Below are 26,045 nucleotides of genomic sequence, written 5' to 3'. Positions count from 1 at the left end.
CGGGTACTTTTAGGGGGAATTGTCCCTGTATTGACTACTTCAATTTAGCCATCTAATGTGATGGCCATACGATTTCACGGTAGGGACATCATGCGGATCGAGCGCGTCGAGATTCAAAATTTCAGACTGCTTCAGAACGTCAGGCTTGGCCTAGAAGACGGCACAACACTGATCGTCGGGCGCAACAATTGCGGCAAAACCTCCATAGCTGAGGTGTTCCGTCGGCTCCTTTCAGACAGGACTCCCTCTTTCAGGCTTGAGGATTTCTCCCTGGGGAGTCACGAAGAGTTTTGGACGGCATTCAATGCGTTTCACGGCGGAATAGCTCGCTCCGACGTTGCTGCCATGCTTCCCGTAGTCAGGGTCACATTGGACATCTCCTATGATGTGGATGCCCCAGACCTAGGTCAGCTCAGCGAATGCATAGTTGATTTAGATCCAGATTGCTCTTGCGCGCGTATCGTCCTGACGTATGGACCCCGGGCGACAGCCCTTGAGTCGCTTTTCGCAGAAACGAATGCCCCCGACACTGTGCCGGAGGATCAACGCCCTGGCTTCTTCAGCCTGATAAAGAAGCGTTTGGTAGGGGCCTACGAGCCCCGTTTGGAAGCGGTTGACCCCAATGATTCAACGAACCGCAAGGACCTCGACCTAAAATCACTCACCACGTTGATCCGCGGCGGATTCATCAATGCGCAACGGGGCCTGGATGACGATACACACCGAGAGCGCGATGTTCTTGGGAAGGTAGTAGAGGTGCTGTTCCAATCGGCATTGACTGACCCTGCAGATCCAGAGAAACGAACTACGGCGGAGCAGCTCCATGTAGCGGTGGACAAAATTCAAAAGGAGCTGCATGACGGTTTCAACGCCGGACTGACTTCGCTGCTCCCTACGTTCGAGCTTTTCGGCTACCCAGGGCTAGAAGACCCCGGCCTCACCACTGTGACGACCTTCGATGTCGAGCGCCTGCTTAAAGACCATACGCAGGTCAGATACAGGGGGGTAAACGGCCTGACACTCCCGGAAAGCTACAATGGACTCGGCGTCCGTAACCTAGTGTACATCCTTCTGCAATTACTGAAATTCTTCAGAGAGTTCCAAGCTACGCCGGCAGCCGCAAGCGTACACCTCATCTTCATTGAAGAGCCTGAAGCCCATTTGCATCCGCAAATGCAGGAGGTCTTCATCCGACAATTGCACATGATCAAGGGTGCATTCGAGCAACAGCTGAATGGTAGCCGTCCGTGGCCAGTGCAGTTTGTAATTTCCACCCACTCTCCACACATGGCCAACGAAGCGCGCTTCGAAACTATGCGTTACTTTCTCTCTGTGAGCGGTGAAAACGGGTTCCGTCAGTCCAAGATCAAAGACCTGAGGCAGGGCATGGGCCAGGCTCCAGCACCGGACAGAGATTTTCTCTATCAGTACCTGACGCTTACTCGATGCGACCTGTTCTTTGCAGATAAAGCCATCTTGATCGAGGGGACTTCAGAGCGATTGCTGCTACCAACCATGATAACCAAAACTGACGCGGCTGCGGTGGGTGAACCTCAGTTGGCTAGTCAGTACTTGACGGTTATGGAGGTTGGCGGCGCGTATGCACACCGGTTTCATGATCTACTCACCTTCTTGGAACTGCGTACGCTGATCGTTACCGACATCGACTCCGTCAAACCGAATGCAGAAAGAAAGCGGAAAGCTTGTCTCGTTTCAGAGGGTCTGTTTACGAGCAATGCGTGCCTTAAAGACTGGTTTGGGGCCGAAGTCACTCCCGCCCAACTGCTGGCGAAAACGCCAGCAGAGAAGACCATAGGGTTGAGGCGCATCGCTTACCAAATTCCGGAGGGGAACGAACCCGGACCTTCAGGCAGAAGCTTTGAGGATGCGTTCATCCTGGCGAACCGTGATCGATTTCAGCTGGGGCAGGGCGATGTCGCATCCCTAGCTTACGAGTATGCGGCGGACCAGAAAAAATCGGCTTTTGCGTTGAAATACGCGATCGATGATACGAACTGGAACGTGCCTAGATATATTGCTGAAGGATTGCGTTGGCTAGCAATTGGGGCGCAGGTCGCTGATGCCCAAATGCCTGCTCGGGCCATGGCCGCAGTTGTAGAGGTTGTTGGTGAGGCAGCAACCGCTGAAGGAGAGCAAGGCGATGCCTGACAATCACGAAAGTCCCGCGGACAGAGCAGGGCAAGAAGCACTTGAACGCATGTTCGCTTGTTTGGATGAAGGTTTAAGCTTTCGCCTGGAAGCAGGTGCTGGGGCTGGTAAGACCTATTCGCTGGAGAAGGCGCTCAGTCGATTGATTGAACACCGAGGTCCTGCGTTGATCCGGGAGCGTCAGCAAGTCGCATGTATCACTTACACCAATGTGGCGAAAGACGAGATCATCTCTCGCTTCCAAGCGCATTCTGCAATCCGAGCCGAGACCGTCCATGGCTTTTGCTGGTCATTGCTCAGAGATTTTCAAACATCACTGAGAGGATTTCTTGGCACTGACGCTTTTTGGCGAGAGCGTTTTGAGCCGGTGGGTGGCGTAGGTAACAGGCGCATCCATTACGAAATGGGTATTCCACGCGTATCGGAGGACGAGGTCTCTATTCGGCACGAAGATGTCTTGACATTAATGATTCAGGCGCTTACGTCTCCGAAGTTCAGGGCCGTATTGACTTCCCGATACCCGATCCTGTTTATCGACGAATATCAGGACACGGATGAACATTTTGTCGGTGCACTGAAGTCGTGGTTTCTAGATCGCGGTGAGGGACCGATGATTGGCCTGTTTGGTGATCATTGGCAAAAAATCTACGACGAGGGCTGCGGCCTAATCGTGCATGATGCCCTTCAGCCGATCGAAAAAAACGCGAATTTCCGTTCAGCATCGCGGATTGTCGATGTGCTGAATGAGATGCGGCCAGGCCTACACCAGGAAGTGAGCGATCCTGACTTGATCGGTGAAGCCCGAGTATTCCACACAAACCTCTGGCCTGGAGAGCGACGGACAGGAAGCGGGGGAGGACATTGGACTGGCGACACCAGTCCTGAGGCTGCTAGTGCCTACTTCGAATACTTGAAAGCTCAGCTCAGAGTGGAAGGATGGGATTTCTCTCCGAAAACGACAAAAATTCTTATCCTGAATCACAAAGGTATTGCTCGTGAGCAGGGGTATTCCTCGATCCGTGAAATTTATGGGCAATACAATGCTCCGTGGTTGAAGAAGGAGGATCCTCACATCAAGTATTTGGCAGATCAGCTTGAGCCAGCGTGTGTTGCATACCAACAGCGCCGATACGGTGCAATGTTCGGGCAGCTAGCAAGCGATCGGCCAACGATTCGAAGGCACAGCGATAAAGTCGCTTGGGCTGAGGCAATGGATGCACTTCTCGAACTGAGATTGACTGGTACCATCGGCGAGGTGATTGACTACATCATAGCCGTACCGCAGATGCAGCTCCCCAATGCTGTGCTACGGAATGAGCAAGGGTTACAGGCTGCCGGTGTTGAACCAAGTGAGGACGAGCCACGCAGGATTACCCAGCTTCGAAAGCTCAGGGCAGTATCTTACACAGAGCTGATCGCGCTAGACCAATTCATAGATGGGCATACGCCGTTTGCCACAAAACACGGGGTCAAGGGAGCCGAATTCGAAAACGTGATCGTTGTGTTGGGACGCGGCTGGAACCAATATAATTTCGCTGAAATGCTCGAGTGGTTTCAGGAGGGGCCACCGGCGGACAGGCGTGAAAAATTCGAAAGCAATCGGAATCTCTTCTACGTTGCGTGCTCTCGACCCAAGGTCCGTTTGGCTCTGCTTTTCACTCAACTGCTGAGCCAGGCAGCGCTTGATCAGATCACCGCGTGGTTCGGCGCTGAGCATGTATTCGAGTTGCCTGCTAACCCTGGTTGAGAATTCTTGTACAGTGCTCATTGTGTAGGTTAGTCGGCGCATGTCACATCCGACTAGCTGACTAGGCAGGTGGATAAACCGCGATGGTTGCTAAACGCCTCAGGACTAACACTGAATCGCTTCTGGTCTCCTAGGCATTTTCCAAGCGGGACAGGTTCTCAAAGTTGATTTTGATCCTCTATGGTATTTCTCATGGTATTAAAGTTTTTCGTTCCTTTTTGACTTCGTATTTACTGGTCTATTAGGGGGTTATTGATAATTGTGTGGGAGTAAGAGGTTTTTATAGACATTTGATTTAAAACAATATTCAATGTGCCATTGATAATGCATATTGCGTTGTCAATGGCATTTTTTATGGCATTGAGTCAGGTATCACAAGTTGGGTGGTACTGATACCAAGGACACATCTAGCGACTGGCATGGTATATGTCCGATGTCTGTAAGTTGGGGTGATTTTCGCTGCGTCCTGCGGCTCTGTAAATGGAAGGCACTGACTGTTCTGCAGCGATCTCAGTCGTTCAACACCTGTGTGTGAATAGACGCTGTACGATGAGTTCCGGTCGCCACGATCAACGGCACTAGTAGCGTCGGTTGGGCAGAAAAACTATTCTGCTCCTCATTATTTGAGGATGCCCCAGTGCAGTTGACGAGCACTGCGCCTGATAGACTTACGTGAATAAAAAAGCATGGGAGGCACCGATGTTTAGCGATATTCCTCAGGGCATTAGCCTTTGGGATCACCAACGCAGAGGGCTTTCATTCGTCATTGAGCGTATGCGAGCCAATAGTACTGCTTGCCTAGTTCGGATGCCTACCGGTACAGGAAAGACTGGCGTCATCGCCTGTCTGTCCGTGATCAGTGCGTCAGGTCGTGTCCTGGTACTTACTCCTTGGAAGAATTTACGAGACCAGATGGTCAGCGCGCTCCAGCACGGATTCTGGGCAAGCGTCAGATACCCAGCGCCAAATGAAAAAACTATTGTCGGTTTTGTGCCCTCATCCATAAAAGACGTATTAAGTAACACCGATGCCAAGGTGCTTGTCTGCACGTTCACCACACTGACTGAACTCCAAAGATCCTCGCCTCAGGAGTACGCCGCGCTCGCCGCATCCGTCGATGCCGTTGTCGTTGATGAGTGCCACTACGAACCGGCACTACGCTGGGGGAAGGCGGTGAAATCGCTTAACAAGCCCATGATCCTCATGACTGCGACACCGTATCGCAATGACCTAAAGCTGTTCCGCATCGAGAACCCAAAAGAATCCGTTTTTCATTTTTCACACCACGATGCCGAAGCGGCAAAGATTATTCGTCCCCTTAAGACGCTATCCCTGCCTGATGCGATGGACGTTCCGAAACTGGCTCAGGAATTCTCTGCTGCTTGGAAGGCCGCGGTACAGTCGAATAGTCTGATCAGCAGCACACCTCGGGCCATCATATGCTGCACCAGTGCTGCTGACATCAAGGCAGCAGTGGCAGTGATTCGCGACGCGGGTCTTGACGCCATTGGCATACATGACACTTTTACAGGGAATGCTGGCTCGCATTTGTTGAAGGAAGTCCCTGAGAGGCACAGCGCGGTGATCTGGATTCATCAGCACAAACTAACCGAAGGACTGGACGACCACCGATTCTGCTGTGTCGCCTTCTTCGGGCCCGTTGGCAATGACCGCAAGCTCATTCAGCAAATCGGACGGGTTCTGCGAAGGGGACGTTCGGATCGAGAGGACTGTGCGGCTCTACTCTACGCGCCGAACTACTTAAATCTGGGTGATCGTTGGCTGGCGTACCGAGAGTTCGAAAAAAGCGTAGAACTCCTGACAGCGCAGCACTATCGCAATGTTGTCGAGCGTATGTTGGAGAGTCAGCCTTCCGTGGAGTACTTCGATGGTCGCTTCCGGCGAAGGTTTCGTCAGGATGTGCTTGCAGACAATCCTCAGGTTGTTATTGCGCCAAGCGTGCTCGTGCGCAGGCTAAAGAGCAGCTTTTCTCTGGAAGAATATATCGAAGACTGCACCGACAGTCTTAACCTTACAGACGCAATCATTCTTGGTGAGCCGAATGCGCCGTGCCAGCGAGCGACAGACTTCGCACTATGGGTCTACGCATCGATAGCAAATTCCCGTCTTCTGGAAGAGACATCACTGTATGAAGTCAGACTCGAAGTGCACTGCGTAGTCGTTGCTGGCGACTACCTTCTGGTTTCGGACACCACAGGTACTTATCCTGAAGCGCTTATCGATGTGTCGACCACAGCTCTTGGGGCAGCCGAGCTATCTCAGTTACTTGATGCGTCGTACAGCATCACCAATGTTTCCACGAGCAGCGCTATTCCATTTGACACTGTGATCAGGGCGTCAGTTCATCGCGGTCACGATCTGAAGCTGATCCCTGCCTCGCTGACTGACCGGGTTCAGATCTGCAAAGCGGCCCGTGGAGCGTCGGCAAAGGGGCGACGCTACGTTGGTATGCATCGCGGTCGGGTTCGTCAGGATATTCCCGAGCAGCAAAGACGACGCCACTCTGTATCTTTGTTTAAAGAATGGGCAACGTCAATCGCCTCGGCGCTGGCCTCGACGCATGTTGACAATATCGTCTTGCAAAGATACATGCAGACCTGCAAGCCACCTCTAAAACCGCTTCCGGTGACAATGTCGATCGATTTGTCGCAGTCGAAGATCCGCATCTCTTCCGCCGAAGGCGAAGAACTTCGCATCGTAGCTTCTTCCGTTGAGGTCACGTCGCCAAAGAGCGGGCCATCCGGCACAAGCACCAATATGCACGAGTGTACATACATATTCGAAGATCTCGCGGACCCGCCGGTAAGCGTTGAGCTGGAATTGCTCTTGGAGTACCAGCAAGATAAGGGGCGCTTCTGGTTCAAGGGAAAGGGCGTTCGAGGTGGGTTTGGCGTTCAAGTCCTCGAGGACGACACTGGGAGCAGCGCCAAGTCGTTCACGGACTACCTGAACCAGAATCAGGAGTTGGTTCTGATCGGTCTTCAGGATGGGGCCATGGTTTACCAGGGCCGCAACTTCTACAAGGTTGACTATGCTCACGCCGAGGAATCCCTTTTGCAGCACTTCAGTCGCCCACGCATCGCTGCCTGCGCTAACGAAAAGGGCTCGACCGATGAGTTAGATGCAGCCAAGAAGCAAGGTACGAAGGCCACTGCCTTTATCCCAGGCTCTCTCTTCAAAGCAATCGCCGATGGTGACGTATCGCCCGGATTCTCGCCTGAGTTGGTCATCTGTGACGACTTGGGTTCGGAGTGCGCCGACTTTGTGCTGGCCAACTTCACGAATCGTCAAATCGCACTAGTTCACGCAAAGGCTGGAAAGGGTACGTCGATCTCGGCCTCGGCCTTTCACGATGTCGTCGCGCAAGCCATGAAGAACTTAGTTTACCTAGCGCGTGGATCGGAGACGCCTGACGGGGCAAAGAGTTGGACGAAATCCACCTTTTGGAACAACACGAAGATTCCACGGCTATATAAGGCACCCGCGAAATCTCCAACGGGCATCGCGCTGTGGAGGAAGCTACGGAGCGACATCATCGAGCGGGCTGACGCGCAGTTGCATGTGGTTTTAGTGACCGCTGGCTGCTGCGACCTTGATGCACTTCAGAAGGTGCTCAAGGATCCCTCCAAGAGAACCGCAGAAACCGCGCAGCTATTTCACCTGTTTGATGGTCTGGTTGGTTACGCTAGACAATTGGGTGTGCGAGTGACCGTGCTGGACGTTCCTCACTAAGCCCTATAGGCAATGCCAACAACAGCTGGATCAATGCAGACGTTCAGTGAATCGCCATAGGTTCCGTAGACAGCACCGAGCTTCAACGATTCACATACGTCAGGTGTTCGCCTCACGCAATCACAGATATTTGAATTCGTTAGGTTGCAGTTACAGATTTGGGGGTGCAGAACAGACTTCTGTAGACTCCTTCAACAACTGTAGTCATTGATCTTTCTGAATTGAGCGACTGCAACCAGCCTAGTCTGGACATTCGGGCCTTGAAGCGAGTTCCCGTCATTGGTGAAATTGTGAGGCTAGGCTCTACAAGGCGGTTGACGAGGTCCGTTAAGAGGCTCACATTTGCTTCTTCTCTGTATGGTATTTTTAATGGTATTGGATAGTATGTTGGTTGAAAATCATTGTTGTATAAGAATTATTTTTTCTCATTTATGACTGAGTGGGAATAATACTTTCCTGCTAATGCGTTAAACAAAAAGCCCGCTGAATAGCGGGCTTTTTTACAGCTAAACACCAACCTGCATCAGCGCAGGTTTTGTATATTCTGTGAAATTCTACTCTGAATAAATTTCAGTGTTCCATCGGTAATGGCATCAGGGTAAGCCTCTTTTGCAATGTCAAAAAATCTTGTTCCGACATTGCAAATGTCATTAATGATTTCATCGGCTTCTGAGGATGAAACTTCGGCTTCCTCAGCCAGTTTGAGTATATGTTTTCGTTCGATATTTAACGCTTCTCCCATCACATCCATCTGATGGTAGCCGCCAGGGCCTTCACAAAACGTGACATCATATGCCGGTGCGAGCTTCCATTTCCCGGTTGATGACATGAAATAAGAGAAGTTTTTTGGGTGATCGTCTCGGTTGTTGAAAACGACATTAAATACTGCACGTTCGAAGGCGAGCCGCTTTTCCTGCATGTCATTGGTGAAAATCTAAGTCACGTGGATAAAATTACCGTTCCCAAAGCCACTTGCCCGATCTCTCATCGTAAATAATCATCCTCAGGCCCCTTTCTGATGCGTTTACGGGCAGCCCCTTTCTCATAGCGCATGATATCACTCAGGCTATCAATCTGAGGGAGGAACAGGTTTTCGAGTTCTTTGGCGCGGCCCAGTACCATGGCGACACGAACGACGTTTTCAAACCCAACATTGCGACCGGCTTCGAGATTCGAAACGGTATTGGTGCTCACCCCGGCGCGGCTGGCAACCTCAGCCTGGGTCATTTGCTGCGCTAGCCGCTCTTTACGCAAGCGCTCGCAGAGCAGGTTCACAATTTCACTGGGTTTGCTCAAGCTGAGGTCTAACATGGATCTCACCGATGCGTAAAAGTGTTGAAGACTGTCATTATAGGTTTCGGTTCGCTAAGGCTCAATTATAAACCCAGTATTTTGTGTCTTAAGTTAAAAAAATGGACTTAAGACATAAAGTAAGAGAATTAAGTGTGCCGTTGCTGGAGAGAGAAGGAGTAAGAGGAACGGTGAAGAAAGCGCCGAACCCATAGGCTGATCATTCACTATCTATACAATCCTAATCGCATCATCTGTTTAGGGCCTCACTAAGTATTGCCACTGTTTAAGAGCGACAGCTCCCTAATATCAATAACCAATGTTTATAATATTATTATTTAAATGAATCTATTCATTCCCGGTTCTCTAAATTATTTACGACACCTGCTCGCTAAAACGAAATAAACCCCACCACATGGCATACCTCATCAGCGACATCCCTGCTGTGAATGACGTTATAAATTCCCACCGGTGAGTAATCTATCCAAAACCCACCCAAAAAAGATGGTTTTATTTAACGTGCATGTAACTAAGTCGCAATGTATATTTACAAAGCTCTACAAAACTGCCTCTAAGGGCCTGATCTTGCATGGTGTCGGGATTTTGGCCAGGAAGAACTAACCGAATAACAACTCAACAATGAGAGAAGGAGTTCCTCACATGTCATCTATTGATGATTCCGGGAAATGTATTCATAAATACTTTTCATTACTACTGAAAATAATATTCAGCCTTTTAACGGCTGTGACAGGGATATATTTTATCATCGGCGGGGTAAAACTCGCCTCTCTGGGTGGGTCTTATTATTACGCTATCGCCGGGCTGGCCTATCTGGTCTTGCTGGCGTCACTGTGGATGAAAAAACGCCGCGGCCTGCACTTGTCGGTGGTGATTTTTATTGCCACGGCGATCTGGTCGTTGATTGAAGTTGGCGGTCTTTCCTACTGGCCGCTGACCGCCCGTTTAGTGGTGCCTGCCATCATTCTGATGCTCAGCTTTTGGGTATTCCCGGCAGTAGCTGGTGCGAACAGCCAGCGTAACCGCCTGAGCTTCGCCGGTGGCTGGGGCGTGTTTGTCGGCTTACTCGCTGTGCTGGCTGGTGCATTCTTCCCGCACGGCAAAATCTATAATCCGTCGGCGGCCGCTGAGCATCCTGAAGCCTACGCCAGCCCGAATAAAGCCGAGGCCGATCAAAACTGGGACCATCTCTCCCGCAATGCCAGCGGAACCCGCTTTGCCGTTGTGGATCAGATAACACCTGAGAATGTCAGTAAGCTGCAAGTGGCGTGGACCTATCACACCGGGCGTCGACTGGCTGGCAAAGAGGCGGGCGTTGACGAAAATACACCGCTGCAAATTGGCAACGTGTTGTACTCCTGTACGCCGCAAAACGTGATCGCCGCGATTGATGCCGATACCGGTAAATCCATCTGGCGGGTGGACCCGAAAGCCACTGCGGTCTCGCATGTCACCTGTCGTAGCGTGGGCTACTACGATATCGATAAAGATAGCTCCTTGTCTCAAGAGGAGAAAGCCGTCGCGCCAGCCGAGTGTCGTCAACGGATTATTACCACTACGGTTGATGCACGTATGCTGGCACTGGATGCGAAAACCGGCCAGGCGTGCTCTGACTTCGGCACCAACGGCACCGTAGATTTACATGAAGGCATGAAGCCAGCCGAAAAAGGCGCGGCCTATCACCCAAGTGGCACTCCGGTGATCATGGGGCACTTAACGGTCTTCGGCACCTGGATTTTTGACCATTCAGATAAAGATGCCTCAGGTGTGGTTCGCGCTTATGACGTACGTAACGGTAAACTGGCCTGGTCATGGAACGCCGAGGAAGATGCGCCGGATGCGGTGAATCACACCGGCGGAACGCCAAACGTCTGGGCACCTGCCACCTACGATCAGGAACTTAACACCGTATATCTGCCAACCGGTATGGGGCCACCTGACTACTGGGGCGGTGAGCGTATGCCTTCATCCGAAAAGTTTGCTTCAGCGGTGGTGGCGGTGGATGCGTCTACCGGGAAAACCAAATGGGTCTTCCAGACGGTGCATCATGATATCTGGGATTATGACCTCCCATCCCAGCCCGTGATGTATGAGATGAAAAATGAGCAGGGAGAACGTGTTCCGGTTCTGATTCAAACCACCAAGACCGGGCAGATCTTCGTGATCGACCGCCGCACCGGCAAACCGGCGAGCAAAGTGGAAGAACGTCCGGTGGTGACCACGCCGTCAGGACAAAATGATCATCTGTCGCCGACGCAGCCATTCTCTGTAGATATGCCGGCTTTAGGCCTGACTAAACTGAAAGAGTCGGATATGTGGGGGATCACGCCATTCGACCAGCTTGAGTGCCGTATCGCGTTTAAATCTTCCCGTTATAACGGTATTTTCACGCCTACGGCAGAATCCAACTACATTCAGTTCCCAAGCACATTGGGCGGGATGAACTGGGGCGGTATCTCCATCGATGAGCGCGATAACATCATGTATGTTAACGACATTCGCATGGGTAAAATCATGGCGCTGAAAACGGCCGAAGAAGCCAAAGCCTATAAAGGCAAATATCCTATCCGCACGATGTTTGCGGGTCCGTATGTCGGCCTGAAGTCAGACTTCTTTATGTCTTCGCTGGGTGTACCGTGCCAAAACCCACCGTTTGGTACGCTCAGTGCTATCGATCTGAATACCAAAAAACTGGTCTGGCAAGTGCCGGTGGGTACCGTTGAAGACTCTGGTCCTCTGGGCGTGAAAACGCATATGGCGATGCCGATCGGTATGCCAACGCTGGGTGGCCCAACGGCGACAGCCGGTGGCATCGTGTTCTTTGCGGGAACGCAGGATAACTACCTGAGGGCGTTTAACAGCAAAACCGGTGAGGAGATCTGGAAATACCGTTTACCGGTAGGCGCAACTGCCTCACCGCTGGTTTACAAATCACCGAAGACCGGCAAGCCGTATGTGGTGATCTCCGCGGGCGGAGCAGCACATTCACCGGATCAGGGTGATTATCTGATCGCCTTCTCGCTGCCAGATACCGGGCAGTAACTGCATTAACCTGCCGTACTAAAGCGGGCTGCTCAGGCAGCCCGCTTTCCACTAGCCGTGCAGCGCCAGACCTTTAATCACCTTATCCACCATCTTCTTTGGGCCGCGCAGGCCGAGCCCCACCAGATTCATATTCTCAGCGTCTTCCGCTAAAAACACTTCCCGGTTGGCTTCGTCATGACCGGTGGAGAACATCGCGTGTACGTAGGGAATCATTGTGAGTTCACGTTCGAAGCCTTTGCGTTGCACGGTTTGTAGCCCGGCGACATCTGCTTCGAAAATCAGCATTGGCTGACCAGACATATTACCGTACTGTCGGCCCAGTGCGTCCACGTAAGGCGCGCCCATAATTTCCGGGGCAGAGGCGGCGATGCCGGTGGCAAGAAAAGCAACAACGTTTAAGCGCTGCCAGATGGGCAGATCGTTACGGACAATATAGGCAATTTTGGTATCAAACATCTTTACGGCTCTCTGATGATCGCGAAAGGGCCATCATCCGCTGATCAGCGGTCGGTCATCTAGAACGTTTGTGCAGCGCGTTGATAGCTGGCAGGGGAGAGGCGATAAGCGCGCTGGAACCAGCGCCCCATATGGCTTTGGTCCGCAAAGCCGACATCGCAGGCGACCTGTGCGGGCTCGTTACCCATGGCTAACAGAACGCGTGCGGTACGTAGCCGTAAGCGCACCAGGTAGGCGTGGGGAGTCTGGCCGAACGCCTGTTTAAACTGGCGGCTGAGGCGAAAGCGATCAATACCGGCATGGCGTGCCAGCTCATCGAGACCAACATCCAGATGCATACGGTCATGCAGATAGTCTCGCAGTTGGTACATCTGCATCAGGGAGTGATTCGCGGTGGAGAGGGGCTTTGTCGCAATATGACGTGAAAGCAGTGATATCAGGTGGTCTAGCGTCTGATCGCGCGCCAGGCGGCCTTCCTGATGGTGTACGGCAAAAAATGCCTGCTGGATTGCCATGATCAGTTGGGCATCATCGGTCAACGTGTGCTGGAAAGCGGCTTCCATCGCAGAAGCATCGCCCAGTCCGCGCCGTTGCATTATCTCAGTCACCCAGTGCTGAGGCAGATACAACATGGCATAGGTAAAACCTTCGGCATCTGGTGCATGTCCATCATGCACCGCCCCTGGTTCAATCAAAATGGCGCGCCCAGGTGTGCTGGTATGTAATGTTCGGTGGCAGTTAAAGCGTTGCAAACCCTGCTGAGTGACGCCCACCAGGATTTCATCGTGGTCGTGCGGGTCGTAGGCGTGACCGCGAAAATGCGCATTGATACTCTCAATGCCCGTCTCGTCGTCACGATGAAAATCTACCCAGTCATGCCTGGTGTTGGGGTGGTCCGGCGTCTTCATATTCCATTGGGAGTCAGCAACAAGACAGGGGAATCTATCCTGCCATGCCCGTTGGGCATTTAACACCGCTTTTAAATCCACTTCCCTGTGGATTTCATCAATCAGTGCAGCACGGCATTCAGAATTAACACGCCCGCTAAGCCGAGAACTGAGATCAGGGTTTCCATCACCGTCCAGGTTTTCAGCGTCTCCACCACACTCAGGTTAAAGTACCCTTTGAACAGCCAGAAGCCGGGGTCATTGACGTGTGAAGCGATAACGCTGCCGGAACCAACGGCTAACACCATCAATGCCGGATCGGTGTGTGTTACAGCAATAATTGGCGTAACAATCCCGGCGGTGGTGATGGCTGCGACGGTCGCTGAACCCAGGGCCACGCGCAGCATGGCGGCAACGGTCCAGCACATCAGCAGGGGTGAAAGTGAAGAACCTTTCATCATATTGGCAATATAATCACCCACGCCGCTGTCTACCAGGACCTGCTTAAAGGCACCGCCGCCCGCGATGATAAACACAATCATCGCGATGGCCGCAATCGAGCTGCCGCACATCTCCATGACGTCGCCGATAGAACGGCCATTACGTAATCCCAGGGTGAAAACACCTAACACGACGGAGATAAACAACGCGACAGCGGGATTACCGACAAACTCGAAGAACTGCCTGATGCCACTCTCTTTCGGCATCGTCAGTTCACACACCGCAGCCAGAGCCATCAGCACTACAGGGATGATCGCCGCAAAAATACTGGTGCCGAAGCCTGGCATCTCCTCTTCAGTGAAAATTTTCGGGTTATACAGGCCTTCTGGCGGTGATTTTTCGAAATTTTTCAGGAAGCGAGAGAACAGTGGACCCGCGACGATCACGGTAGGGATGGTGATGATCAGTCCGTACAGCAGCGTCGTGCCTAAATTAGCACCAAAGATCGTGGCGATCGCCGTTGGACCTGGGTGCGGCGGCAGGAAGCAGTGGGTGACCGAAAGCGCGGCAACCATCGGCACACCGACATACAGCAGCGGTAAGCCAGAAGCCGCGACGATGGTAAACACCAGCGGCAGCAGCAAAACAAAGCCCACTTCATAGAACATCGCCAGGCCGACAATCAGGCCGGTAATCATCAGTGCCCACTGCAAACGCTGTTTGCCAAAAGCGTTAATCAGGGTGCTGGCGATGCGCTGTGCGGCTCCGGTATCGGACACCAGTCGCCCGAGCATGGCACCGAAAGCCAGAATCATCGCCAGCCCGCCGAGGGTCGAACCGATCCCCTTTTGGATAGAGGCGACAGCCGCCAGTGGCGTCATACCTTCTGCGATACCCACAACGGCGGCAACAAACACCAGAGCAATGAAGCCGTTGACCTTAAAGACGATCATCAACAGCAGTAACAGCAGGACGCCAAAAACGATAATCGTTATAGGCATGGAATTTTCCTTATCATTATTATCAGAGGCAGAGAAAAACCTGGCGCGGCAACCCGCGCTCAGGGGTTAGACGGCGACGCGCATACCGCCATCTACAAAGAGTAAGTGACCATTGACGAAGTCGGAGGCGCGGGAGGAGAGAAAAACTGCGGCCCCGATCAACTCTTCAGGTTTTCCCCAACGCGCGGCAGGGGTGCGCTTGGTTAACCAGGCGGTAAAGGCCTGGTCATCGGCCAGCGGTTGCGTCATTTCGGTGACGAAATAGCCAGGGGCGATGGCATTGATTTGAATGTTGTGGCGCGCCAGTTCAACGCACATACCACGGGTCAGCATGGTTACGGCACCTTTAGAGGCGGCGTATGGCGTAATGGTGTCGCGGCCCAGCTCACTCTGCATTGAACCGATGTTAATGATTTTACCCTGCTGGCGAGTAGCCATGCGTTTGGCAACGGCCTGAGACACAAAGAACACCGCCGTCTGGTTCACGGCGATCACGTCGTGCCAGTCTTGTTCCGGGAACTCAAGGAACGGGCGACGACGTTGAATGCCGGCGTTATTAATCAGAATGTCAATCTGACCAATGTCTCGCTCAATGTGTTCAATTGCGGCTTCTACAGCTGCGGCATCGGTGACATCAAACGCGCAGGCGTGGGCAGTAAAACCCTGTTCACTCAACTGTGCCGCCGCTTTTTCCGCGCCTGCGGCCGTGGTGGCGTTGATGATCACTTCCGCCCCGGCTTCAGCCAGACCGGTAGCCAGTAACAGACCGATGCCGCGAGCAGAACCGGTAATCAGGGCGCGTTTGCCCGCTAAAGAGAAAAGTGTACTCATGGCGATGCTCCGTTAAAAAGTCAGCTGAACTTTGGCTGCACGGGTTTTGTCCCCGGCGAATTGCAGTGCGGCATCCACTTCCTGCCAGTCATAAGCGCCACTGAACAGCGGACGCGGATCGATGACACCTTCAGCCAACCAGGTGACGGCGGTGTTAAATTCATGGGTAAAACGGAACGAACCCACCAGCTGCACCTCTTTTGCAATCAGCTGCATGATCGGGAAGTTTGGCACGGCTCCGCCCATTCCCACCTGCACCAGGGTGCCTTTGGCACACACCACATCAAGGCAGCGCTGAATGGAAGAGGGGTGTCCGGAAGCTTCAAAGACCACATCAAAGTAGCCTTTGTCTGCGGTGTAAGCACTGAAGTCGCCTTCTGCCGCGTGCAGCGTGTGAGTTGCCCCCATCTGTTTTGCCATACCCAGTGAGCGCTCGCTTACATCGCTACAGACGATTTCAGCGGCTCCACGCGCTTTTGCCGCGGCGGCAATCAAGCAGCCAATCGGGCCAACACCGGAAATGAAGACGCGCTTGCCGCTCATCTCACCACCTTGCTGTGTAGCATGGATGCAGACGGCTAAAGGTTCGGCGAAGACCATCACTTCATCGGGGGCATCATTCGGATAGGGAACGCACTGCGCGCTATCGACCACTTTAAATTGGGTGAAGCCGCCATCAACGTGCGGGGTGTACATGGCACTGCCGAAAAAGCGCATTGCGACGCACTGGTTTTCCTGATCGCGCTCGCAGTACTTGCACTTGCCGCACGGTTTGGAAGGGTTGATCGCCACTTTCTGCTGCGGAGCCAGCTGTGGATTATCACTTTCCACCACGTAACCGATCACTTCATGACCAAGAATCATCGGCATTTTGACGGTGTAATCGCCGACTTTGCCGTGTTGATAGTAGTGCAAATCAGAACCACAAATACCGCCGCGCGTAATACGCACCAGCGTACCCTGGCCGTGATATTCCACCTGTTGCTTAATGACTTCGACCTGCTCTTTGCCCTGAATAACGCAGGATTCTGTTTCGAGTTGCATAAATCTACCCTGTAACGGTGCTGACAAAAGTCTTATTTCAGGGCTTACGCGAGATTAAAACTGTGAGCTAACTCACTGAAAAAGATGTTACGGCAGGGATGTTACGCATAACGTGACCGGGACATCACTCAGTCATCAGACCAGACGCGCTGCGCTTGAGAATGTTTGCGCGCGGCTTTCCAGTTCTGTGCTTTCACACTGTATTGGCCGCTGATTTTGGGCAAAATAACCGCAAAATTAAGCATGGTTGTCAATTGACACCCGAAGTCTAACCCGATAAGGTGATGCATTAATAAAAGGAGTGAAGTTATGCAGGAGTACTGTTTTACGCTGACTTTTCAGTTGCCGTCGGCTGCACATAATGTCGATCAACTGATTGAGCAGTTAGCCGCAGCGGGCTGTGATGACGCGTTAGTAGGCTCAGGCGTTGCCGGTAAGCTGGCACTTGAATTTACCCGCAGCGCCGCAACGGCCCGGCAAGCCCTGTTCAGCGCCTTACGAGACGTAAATACCGCAATCCCCGGTGTGCGGTTGACAGAAGCTGCCCCGGATTTTGTCGGTTTAACCGATGTTGCTGAAATCATCGGTGTCTCACGACAGAACATGCGCAAACTGATGCTGGCGCATAGCCCGGCATTTCCGCTGCCAGTTCACGAGGGGAAGGCCAGTATCTGGCATCTGGCTGATGTACTGGCGTGGCTAAACGGCCGTGGTCATTACCGCGTGCCCGAGGCCGTGCAGGAAGTGGCGCAGGTAACTCTACGTCTCAATTTGCAGCAGGCAGTGGCACATTACGGCATCAGCAGCAGTGACACTCTGGAATAGGCACGAGCCAATACAGCAGGCAGATAAAATCAGCCGAGTGGTTACAGCAGCATAAAATGACCGGGCGAGAGGCACAGCTGGGCAGCTACCGGTAGACAGCAGCAAAAAATGCCGTGCGTATTACGTTACCGCGTATCGCTCAGTACAGTGCTGGTTGCCGGGGGCGCAGAGTTTTTTTGCTGATGGTGCTCGAAAGCAGCGGGCAGAATAAAGATCAAACGACTGAAGAGAATAAGAAAACTAATCAGCAACACAATGCGGGTCATACTGCCGGCATTCTTACGTCGTCGAGATGAAATGGCGCTGTTCACGCGAAGTTCCTGTTGAGACCCATAACGGGCGATAGCAACATTTAGACATAACTCACAGGTGAAAGCAAACATTGATGAAAAAACATTCAATTTTGCAGGCCGCGGCTGCGACCTGCAAGGCGGGTTAATAGCTGGCTTTCTGCGCTAAAAGGGTGGCAAAGCGACAGCGGATGCGATTGCCCTCTGCATCGGTTTTATGCAGCTCACCGGGGTGCTCGTTGTACTTCACAATGTGCCAGTTACGGTAGTAATTGCTTAACTCGCCTGAGCGGAAGGTAAACGGAAAATCCACCGGGCAGGGGAAATCATCCGTGCTCATCGCGGCAATGATCAGGTTATAGCCATATTTCACCGTACTGGCCTGCATATCGGCAATCAGCTGGGGAATGGTCTCCGGCTGCAAAAACATCATCACCACGCTGGAAAGGACCAGTTCATAAGCACCATTAAAACGCGTCTGGTTGAGATCGCGCAGTTCAGTGCTGATGCCCTGCAAACCTTCCTGCGCGATAATCTCATTCAACCGCGCCAGGCTCTGCGGGTTCTGGTCCCAGGCCGTCACGTCAAAGCCGTGCTGATTAAGGAACAGGCTATTACGTCCCTGCCCACAGCCCAGATCGAGTGCTTTACCCACAGGTAGCAGCGGCAATGCTTCCAGCACTTCCGAATGCGGGGCGGTCAGGCCCCAGGTTTCGGCAAAGTAGCTATCCGCTTTCATGGGGCATCGGCCTCTTCCAGCAACAGTTTCCAGCCGGTGACATCATTCCAGTAGCTCTGCTCACGCTCCAGATCGAGCTGCACCAAATTATTCTGGCTGAAGTAACCCTGTGGGAACACCAGCGTCCAGTGGCCGTCATCTGTTTTCAGGATCAGAGACTCTGGGCGCGTGGTGGCCTGGCGTTGATTGTTCAGCAACGTACCGAGGCGCAGCAGGAAAATCAGCGGCAGGAACTGCTTTTTGCGGAACAAGGTGACGCGCGGCAGATCGTCGACTTTGATCGCCTTACGGTGGAAGCGCACCAGTGCCGCCAGCAGTAGCTGTTGATCCTGATTGAAGCCTGGCATATTGCTGTTTTGCAGAATATACGCCGAGTGGCGCTGCATCCCGCTGTGGTTAATGGTCAGCCCAACTTCATGCAGCATGGCGGCCCAACGCAGTAGTGCGGCAAGCTGCGGGTTGCCCAGCTTTTCGTTCTGCTCCAGCCACTGTTGATACAGGCTGTCGGTGGTTTCCAGTACGCGTTTTGCCTGGTCATTATCAATAGCATATTGATTGCCAAGGCTTTGCGCGGTGCGGCTGCGAATATCACGATGGCGGAAACGGCCTTCCATCTCATACAGCACGCCTTCACGCAGCGCGCCATCTGAGTAGTTCAGTTCGCGAATCGCCAGCGCATCAAATACGCCGCGTAAAATGGCCAGCCCGGGCACAAAGACGGACTTACGATCTTCTGACAGGCCCGGCAGGCTGAGTGCATCAAATGATTTATGCTTCAGCACTTCGTCACTCAGCTTGTCCAACAGCTCGGGGGTAATGACTTTCTCTTTCTCACCCATCGCCAGCAGAACTTCAAAGGCAGCTTTGATGGTGCCAGAGGCCCCCAGAGCATATTGCCAGCCGTGCAGGCGATATTGCCATGCCAGGGTTTCCAGCTTCTGCGCCGCCGCCAGACGTGCGCGACGGAAGTTATCTGCGGAGATTTCACCTTTTTGGAAATAGAGCTGGGCAAAGCTGACACAGCCCATACGGCGACTTTCTACCAGCTGCGGTTCGAAATCCTCGCCGATCACCATTTCTGTGGAACCGCCGCCGATATCAATGACCAGCTTACGGCCTTTCTGTGGCTGGGTGTGTTCCACGCCCATAAAGATCAGACGCGCCTCTTCGTTGCCGGAGATCACTTCAATAGGAAAAGGGATCACCTCTTCGGCACGTTTAAGGAAGGTATCGGCATTCACCGCCTGACGCAGGGTATGGGTACCCACAATGGTCACGTTGCTGGCGCTAAAACCCTGTAAACGTTCGGCAAACAGGGCGAGGCAGCTCAGACCACGCTCCATGGCTTCGTCGCTGAGGCGATTGTTAGCATCAAGGCCATCAGCCAGATGAACGCGCTGCTTCAGGCGTCCCAGCACCTGAATTGCACCGTCCACGACGCGTGCAATCACCATGTGAAAACTGTTTGAACCCAGGTCGATAGCGGCAAATTCCTGCGGCTTCGGCGTTGTGTTGTTTGAGATGGGCATAGGCGTCATTCTGGCTGTTCGAGTTGCTTAATATAATCATAAATAGCTAACTGCGAGCGAACTTTACGGCGGTTGCCGCGCGGTACGTAGCTGTTGGCCAGTTCTTTGTCCACGATACGTGCTTTGACCGTGTCGCCAAGCTGGAGCGCAATGATATCGAGAATGCGCTGTTTGAGGCGTGGATCAAGGATCGATACTGCCACTTCGATACGGTAATCAATGTTGCGCGTCATCCAGTCTGCCGAAGAGAGGAAGACTTTTTTATCGCCGGCATTATCAAAAATATAGACGCGGTCGTGTTCCAGGTAACGGTCAAGAATGCTGGTAACGCGAATATTTTCACTGATACCCGGTAAGTCAGGGATCAATGAGCACATGCCGCGCACTAACAGATTGATTTTCACCCCGGCACCGGAAGCGGCATACAGACGATCAACCAGGCCGTTATCCACCAGGTTATTAATCTTCAGTGTGATGCCCGCCTGCAACCCTTGCTGGGCGTTGGCGATCTCGGCATCAATCAACTGGTACAGCATTTGGCGCGAGTTCTGCGGTGACACCATCAGATGCTCGAAGTTGACCGGGCGGTACGGGTTTTCGATGAAGTTAAACACGCGGCGCACTTCGTTGGTAATGCGTGCATCGGCGGTTAACAGGGAATAGTCAGTATACAGGCGCGCGGTTTTTTCGTTGAAGTTACCGGTGCCGATATGGGCATAACGGACGATCTCTTCACCTTCGCGACGAGAAATCAGGAACAGCTTGGCATGAATCTTCAGGCCCGGCGCAGAGAAGATAACGTGTACACCGGCTTCCGTCAGGCGTTTAGCCCAGAGAATGTTGGCTTCTTCATCGAAGCGCGCCTGGAGCTCAACCACCACCGTCACTTTTTTACCGTTGTAGGCGGCGTGGATCATCGCATCCATGATGCGGGAGTTTTTCGCCACGCGATAAATATTGATCTTTATCGCCAGCACGCTCGGGTCAAATGACGCCTGGCGCAGCAACTCCAACACGTGCTCAAAGGTGTGATACGGGTAGTAGAGCAGCACATCACGATTACGGATAGCATCGAAGCCATTGCGGAAACCATCAAAACCAATATGGCGGATCGGCGGCATCGGGCGATTCACCAGGTTGCTTTTACCCACGTTCGGGAAGCCGATGAAGTCTTTGAAGTTGTGGTAGCGGCCACCTGGCACCACGGAGTCAAAGGTGGAGATGCTGAACTTACCGCGCAGCATTTCAACCATGGCATCGGGCATATCGCGCTGATAAACAAAGCGGACCGGTTCGGCCGTGAGACGCTGCTTGAGGCTGGAGGACATCAGTTCCAGCAGGCTGGATTCCATCTCGGTCACCAGGTCATATTCGGCATCGCGCGTCATCTTCATCGAATAGGCGTTTAACGCATCGTAGTCGAAGAAGCCTTTAAAGATTTCATCCAGGCAATAACGCAGGATGTTATCCAACAGAATCATTGGCTTGCGGCGGCGCGGGGATTCAGCCGGCAGGTTCACGAAACGGGGAACCTTATCGGAAGGGATCTCCAGCAGCGCGTAGCGAATGCTGTCGCCACGGATGATCTCTACCGCGAGGTAGGTGTAGTCATCTTTGAGGAATTCCGTCAGGTCGGTATCGTGGTTCACCAGAATCGGTGTGATGTGCTGACGCAGTTCATGCTTGAAGTAGTGACGCAGCCACACCTGCTGATTAGGCGAGAGCTGGCGTTCGTTAATCAGGAAGATCTGATTACGTGCCATCTCCAGCAGCAGTTCATTGTAGAGGGCATCGAATTCATGCTCGGATTTCATGACGCGCTGCTGAATTTTTTTAAGTAGATGGCGCAGCGGGCCGGGCGTGCCTTGCTCTTCACCGATTAAGATGCGGCGTTTGAGATCGGCAAAGCGGACTTTGTAAAACTCATCGAGGTTGTTGGAATAGATCCCGAGAAAACGCATCCTTTCAATAAGTGGATTTGATTTATCGGCCGCTTCCTGTAAGACGCGTTCGTTAAAAGACAACCAGCTTAATTCTTTTTCTATATACAGCTTTTCCTGACCCATTCTCACTCCATATTGCGGTTGCAGGATGAGGCGTAGTCCCGCTTTCTTGTTGATGCTGTAGGGATCAGCACCCGCCTCACTCACTTTCTCAGTACCGGAGCTTACTATCCACGTCCATTATGGCGAGAGTATGGCAGCGTTGTCCAACGTCAATGGTTGTCTTATCAATCGGCTACGGGCAACATAGCGTTTTATTTTCCGCTTCACTGGTATGCATGAGCCTTAATCACATTCCTGTTCACTATAGTGACCGCCGCAGACGCTGGCTGGACAGCTTTGCCCGACGACTGATCAGCAGTTGTGGCATGGCCATTTTGCTATTGATGATGCTGCTGTTTTTCTGGCTGATTTGGGTGGTGCTGCCGCTGTTTTCGTCGCCCTCTCTGCATCAAGGGCAGGCGCAACCGCTGCAAGATAAATCTCCGCTGGTGGCTCTGGGCAACAGTGGCAGTGTGGGCTGGCGTATTGGTGCCAGCGGCAATGCAGCACTGATCCCCCTGGACAAGCCGTCTACCGGCTCGATACTGCCGCTGAATGCGCCCATACAAAGTGCGACGGTAGCGGCGGATCAGCAATCTATGCTGCTGCGTACTGCCCAGGGTGTGCTGCTACTCCAGGTAGATACCACATCCGCTCAGGCGCAGTGGCGTTTTCCTCTCGGCGATAAACCCCTGAGCGCGTTGGGCAACGCCGGACAACCCCTGGCGTTGGCGAAATGCGGGCCAAACTGCTGGCGGATGGCACAAGCGAATGCACAGGGTATTCAGGTAATCACCTACCGCGACAGCGACATCCCGGAAATACTTAATATTCCACAACGCCATGCGGATAAGCTCCTGCTATCACCACGCGGTACGCTGCTTTATACCCTCGACGGTCAGCTACTGCGGGTCTGGAGTTTCCCAGGCACGGTGCCTCATCTGCGTGAAATACACTCGCTGCCGCGCATCCCGCAAAGTCTCCATCTGCTGTCTGGCGGTGAGTCACTGCTCATTCAGGATGCTACCGGTATCAGCCAGTGGTTTGCCATTAGCGGTGAACAGGGCCCACGCCTGCGGGAGGTCCATCGCTATGCCGAAAGCAGCGGCGAAGCGCTGTTGTTTACCGAGATTAACCGCCGGGTCTTTGCCACCTTAACTGCTGAAGGGGAGTTTAAACTCTTCGCCAGCAAGCAAGATGTCCCGATTATGCAGCGCAAACTCGATGTGGGTATCGCAGGAGCCGCCTTTTCACCTAACGGGGATGCGCTTTTGCTGGAACGTGCGGGAAGCTGGCAGCGCGATAAGCTGGATGATCCCTGGCCGGACGTCAACTGGCGCAACTTCTGGCAGAAAATCTGGTATGAGAACTACCCCAAACCTGACTGGGTCTGGCAGTCCACCGCCGCAGGGGACAGCTATCAGGCTAAATTCAGCCTGGTACCGATGGTCACTGGCACCTTGAAAGCCGCGGGCCTCGCACTGCTGTTTGCCACGCCGCTGGCACTGGCCGCCGCCATGTATACCGCATGGTTTATGTCACCGGGTATGCGCCGTTGGATAAAACCGGCGATTGAAATGATGGGCGCGCTGCCCAGCGTGGTGGTAGGGCTGATTGCCGGGCTGTGGATGGCCCCGCACATTGGTGATGCCCTGCCTGGTGTGCTGTTGCTGCCTGTGACACTTACCATCACATTGCTGTTGTGCGGACGTTTTGGTAAACGCTGGCAGCGTGCTGGCCGCGAACTGCTTGTGCTGCTGCCGATTTTATTGGCTGTCGCTCTGTTAACGCTGTGGCTGCCAGGCCGTTTTCTGCCGGATGTCAGCATCTGGCTACCGCATTACGCCCAGCGCAATCTGCTGGTCGCGTCATTGGCGATGGGCTTTGCATTGATCCCACTGATCTTTACCCTGGCCGAAGATGCGCTGTTTAGCGTACCGGCTTCGCTGGGGCAGGGGTCGCTGGCGCTGGGGGCGACACCGTGGCAAACCCTGACACGCGTGGTATTGCCCGGTGCTTCTGCCGGCATTTTTGCCGCGATGATGATTGGCTTTGGTCGCGCCATTGGAGAAACCATGATTTTGCTGATGGCCAGCGGCAACACGCCACAAACCAGCGGCGGGCTGTTTAGCGGCCTGCGCGCGCTCTCAGCCAATATCGCCATCGAAATGCCAGAGGCGGCATCAGGCAGCGCGCATTATCGCATTCTGTTCCTGAGTGCCCTGGTATTGCTGGTATTTACGCTGGTGATTAATACGTTGGCGGAATTGATTCGCCAGCGGCTGCGTCAACGTTATAGCCAGCATGAGGGGCAGGGATGAAAGCGATGAGACAAAACGACCGCTGGCGCTGGCTAACAGCGGGTGCGGTTACCGTCTGCCTGCTGGCTTTTACCTTACTGATCGGGTTACTGGGCTGGCAGGGCATTCGTGCTTTCTGGCCTCAGTCGCTGGCGCTGTATAGCTTACAACAGCCAGAAGCGGGAATGACGCGTCTGTTAGGTGAAACGGTGAGCTATCATGACCACTACGCCGCCCCTGAGCTGGCGAGCGGTTTTGTGCATCGCTATGTGGTTAAAACCGGCAACCGGGATTGGGCCGCGCCGGATTTCCGCGTGCTTTACAGTCAAGCCGCCTTAGCCGTGACATACCCTGCGGATGCGATGGTGGTACAGCGTCGTATGGGCGGCAGTGCTTATGGCTGGTTTGATGGCCTGCGTGAGGGCACCGAGATGCTGACCGCGCGCAATCCGAATGCGTTGCTGGCGCAGCGACTGCGTCAGGTACACCAGATTCAGCATCAAATCAGTCATTTACGCCGGGTCGAAATGGCGCGAATTAATCGCCAACTGGAAACTCTGGTGCACCAGGCCAGCGATGAGAAATTAAGTCAGCGGGATTTGTCACAAAATCAGGCCAATCAAGCGGCGCTACAGCGTCAGCTGAGCCTGCTCGGGCAGCGGCTATCGGCCCTGCAGCTGGAAAGCCAGCGTGACTATCTGCTACTGCGTGATGTGCAAGGCGAGCAACATGCTATCCCGCTAACCCAGGTGGTGGCTGCCTGGTATCCCAACGCGCTGAGCAGCAGCGATAAAATCCAGCATACGCTGCAACAGATGTGGCATTTTGTCAGTGATTCACCGGCCGATGGCGGCAGTGAGGGCAGCGTGTTCCCGGCCATTTTTGGCACGGTGCTGATGGTGCTGTTGATGTCGGTGATTGTGATGCCATTAGGGGTGATTGCGGCCGTGTGGTTGCATGAGTATGCCGGGCGCAACGCGCTGACGCGCATGGTGCGCATTGCGGTGGTGAATCTGGCGGGCGTACCGTCGATTGTCTATGGCGTGTTTGGCCTCGGATTCTTTATCTGGCTGGTGGGCGGCACGATTGACCAACTGTTCTATGCGCAGGCGCTACCCGGCCCGACCTTTGGGACACCTGGTTTGCTCTGGGCTTCGTTGACGCTGGCATTATTAACCCTGCCGGTGGTGATTGTCGCCACAGAAGAGGGGTTGTCACGTATTCCTGAAACCTTGCGTCAGGGCTCGCTGGCGTTGGGCGCAACGCAGTGGGAAACCTTGTGGCGCGTGGTATTGCCGCTGGCGGTGCCTGCGATGTTGACCGGTTTGATTCTGGCGGTGGCACGCGCAGCGGGAGAAACCGCGCCGCTGATGCTGGTTGGCGTGGTGAAGATGGCCCCCGAGCTACCGGTGGATGCGGTATTCCCCTATCTGCATCTCGATCGCAAGTTTATGCATCTCGGTTTCCAGATTTACGATCTGGCGTTCCAGAGCCCGAACGTTGAGGCCGATCGTCCGCTGGTGTATGCCACGGCTCTGCTGCTGGTGATGATTATTTTATCGCTTAACCTGTTGGCAATGGCATTACGCCATCGTCTGCGTGAGCGCTACCGTTTACTGGTTCATTAACAGGCCT

At 53.4% G+C, this 26,045-nt stretch carries 17 protein-coding genes and 1 pseudogene; 7 read left to right on the top strand and 11 right to left on the bottom strand.

The annotated features are described in order from the left end of the window. Window positions 1-90 precede the first annotated feature (90 nt). The 3 genes from B880_RS0112480 (at window position 91) to B880_RS0112470 (ending at window position 7,669) form a co-directional block, all read left to right on the top strand. Window positions 91-2,169 carry an ATP-dependent nuclease gene (locus B880_RS0112480; RefSeq protein WP_017347755.1) on the top strand — a complete coding sequence of 693 codons (2,079 nt, stop codon included), beginning with the start codon at window positions 91-93 and terminating at the stop codon, window positions 2,167-2,169. After that, a complete protein-coding gene (locus B880_RS0112475) occupies window positions 2,162-3,916 on the top strand; it encodes a UvrD-helicase domain-containing protein (protein WP_017347754.1) in 1,755 nt (584 codons plus the stop codon). Before B880_RS0112480 ends, B880_RS0112475 begins: the two co-directional genes overlap by 8 nt. Before the next feature lie 699 nt (window positions 3,917-4,615). Then, window positions 4,616-7,669, top strand: coding sequence for a DEAD/DEAH box helicase (locus B880_RS0112470; protein WP_017347753.1), 3,054 nt, complete (start codon window positions 4,616-4,618; stop codon window positions 7,667-7,669). A gap of 523 nt (window positions 7,670-8,192) precedes the next feature. Here the strand turns inward: B880_RS0112470 and B880_RS0112465 are convergent. Together B880_RS0112465 and B880_RS0112460 are read right to left on the bottom strand one after the other, a co-directional pair. Next, a complete protein-coding gene (locus B880_RS0112465) occupies window positions 8,193-8,588 on the bottom strand; it encodes a HipA domain-containing protein (RefSeq protein WP_017347752.1) in 396 nt (131 codons plus the stop codon). A gap of 65 nt (window positions 8,589-8,653) precedes the next feature. Then, complete coding sequence (locus B880_RS0112460) at window positions 8,654-8,980, bottom strand: helix-turn-helix domain-containing protein (RefSeq protein ID WP_017347751.1); 327 nt, start codon at window positions 8,978-8,980, stop codon at window positions 8,654-8,656. Between the two features lie 639 nt (window positions 8,981-9,619). On the opposite strand from B880_RS0112460, the gene B880_RS0112455 reads away from it, so the two are divergent. Further along, window positions 9,620-12,019 (top strand): membrane-bound PQQ-dependent dehydrogenase, glucose/quinate/shikimate family, encoded by a 2,400-nt coding sequence (locus tag B880_RS0112455; RefSeq protein ID WP_017347750.1) that lies wholly within the window; start codon window positions 9,620-9,622, stop codon window positions 12,017-12,019. 51 nt (window positions 12,020-12,070) lie between these two features. Here the strand turns inward: B880_RS0112455 and B880_RS0112450 are convergent, their stop codons facing one another. From B880_RS0112450 to idnD, 5 genes and pseudogenes are all read right to left on the bottom strand, one after another. Then, window positions 12,071-12,478 carry a DUF2000 domain-containing protein gene (locus B880_RS0112450; RefSeq protein ID WP_017347749.1) on the bottom strand — a complete coding sequence of 136 codons (408 nt, stop codon included), beginning with the start codon at window positions 12,476-12,478 and terminating at the stop codon, window positions 12,071-12,073. A gap of 33 nt (window positions 12,479-12,511) precedes the next feature. Continuing rightward, window positions 12,512-13,386: pseudogene (locus tag B880_RS25000) on the bottom strand (helix-turn-helix domain-containing protein). 101 nt (window positions 13,387-13,487) lie between these two features. Further along, window positions 13,488-14,807: a gluconate:H+ symporter gene (locus tag B880_RS0112440; RefSeq protein WP_017347748.1), complete on the bottom strand. Its 1,320-nt coding sequence runs from the start codon at window positions 14,805-14,807 to the stop codon at window positions 13,488-13,490. A 66-nt stretch (window positions 14,808-14,873) separates the two neighbouring features. Then, on the bottom strand, window positions 14,874-15,638 hold the full coding sequence (idnO, locus tag B880_RS0112435; protein ID WP_017347747.1) for a gluconate 5-dehydrogenase: 765 nt from the start codon (window positions 15,636-15,638) through the stop codon (window positions 14,874-14,876). A gap of 12 nt (window positions 15,639-15,650) precedes the next feature. Next, window positions 15,651-16,682, bottom strand: a complete 1,032-nt coding sequence (gene idnD / locus B880_RS0112430; RefSeq protein WP_017347746.1) for an L-idonate 5-dehydrogenase — start codon at window positions 16,680-16,682, stop codon at window positions 15,651-15,653. 309 nt (window positions 16,683-16,991) lie between these two features. Between idnD and B880_RS0112420 the strand changes: the two genes are divergently transcribed. Next, window positions 16,992-17,507, top strand: coding sequence for a helix-turn-helix transcriptional regulator (locus B880_RS0112420; RefSeq protein ID WP_017347744.1), 516 nt, complete (start codon window positions 16,992-16,994; stop codon window positions 17,505-17,507). 125 nt (window positions 17,508-17,632) lie between these two features. Here the strand turns inward: B880_RS0112420 and B880_RS27100 are convergent, their stop codons facing one another. The 4 genes from B880_RS27100 to ppk1 all read right to left on the bottom strand — a co-directional run bounded on the left by B880_RS27100 (window position 17,633) and on the right by ppk1 (window position 22,131). After that, window positions 17,633-17,818, bottom strand: a complete 186-nt coding sequence (locus B880_RS27100) for a YfgG family protein (RefSeq protein ID WP_017347743.1) — start codon at window positions 17,816-17,818, stop codon at window positions 17,633-17,635. 124 nt (window positions 17,819-17,942) lie between these two features. Then, complete coding sequence (gene tehB, locus B880_RS0112410; RefSeq protein WP_017347742.1) at window positions 17,943-18,536, bottom strand: tellurite resistance methyltransferase TehB; 594 nt, start codon at window positions 18,534-18,536, stop codon at window positions 17,943-17,945. After that, on the bottom strand, window positions 18,533-20,065 hold the full coding sequence (ppx, locus tag B880_RS0112405; protein WP_017347741.1) for an exopolyphosphatase: 1,533 nt from the start codon (window positions 20,063-20,065) through the stop codon (window positions 18,533-18,535). Before ppx ends, tehB begins: the two co-directional genes overlap by 4 nt. A 5-nt stretch (window positions 20,066-20,070) precedes the next feature. Further along, the gene (gene ppk1, locus B880_RS0112400) at window positions 20,071-22,131 is read right to left on the bottom strand and encodes a polyphosphate kinase 1 (RefSeq protein ID WP_017347740.1); all 2,061 of its coding nucleotides are present in this window, start codon (window positions 22,129-22,131) and stop codon (window positions 20,071-20,073) included. 215 nt (window positions 22,132-22,346) lie between these two features. On the opposite strand from ppk1, the gene B880_RS0112395 reads away from it, so the two are divergent. Together B880_RS0112395 and pstA are read left to right on the top strand one after the other, a co-directional pair. Continuing rightward, window positions 22,347-24,431, top strand: coding sequence for an ABC transporter permease subunit (locus B880_RS0112395; protein WP_026042609.1), 2,085 nt, complete (start codon window positions 22,347-22,349; stop codon window positions 24,429-24,431). After that, complete coding sequence (pstA, locus tag B880_RS0112390) at window positions 24,428-26,038, top strand: phosphate ABC transporter permease PstA (RefSeq protein WP_017347738.1); 1,611 nt, start codon at window positions 24,428-24,430, stop codon at window positions 26,036-26,038. The genes B880_RS0112395 and pstA overlap by 4 nt, the downstream gene beginning before the upstream one ends. The last annotated feature ends 7 nt before the right edge of the window (window positions 26,039-26,045 follow it).

The sequence above is a fragment of the Pantoea sp. A4 genome (assembly GCF_000295955.2).
Lineage (GTDB): Bacteria > Pseudomonadota > Gammaproteobacteria > Enterobacterales > Enterobacteriaceae > Pantoea > Pantoea multigeneris.
Note: the sequence above shows the minus strand (reverse complement) of the source record. Positions and strands in the feature narration are given on the sequence as shown.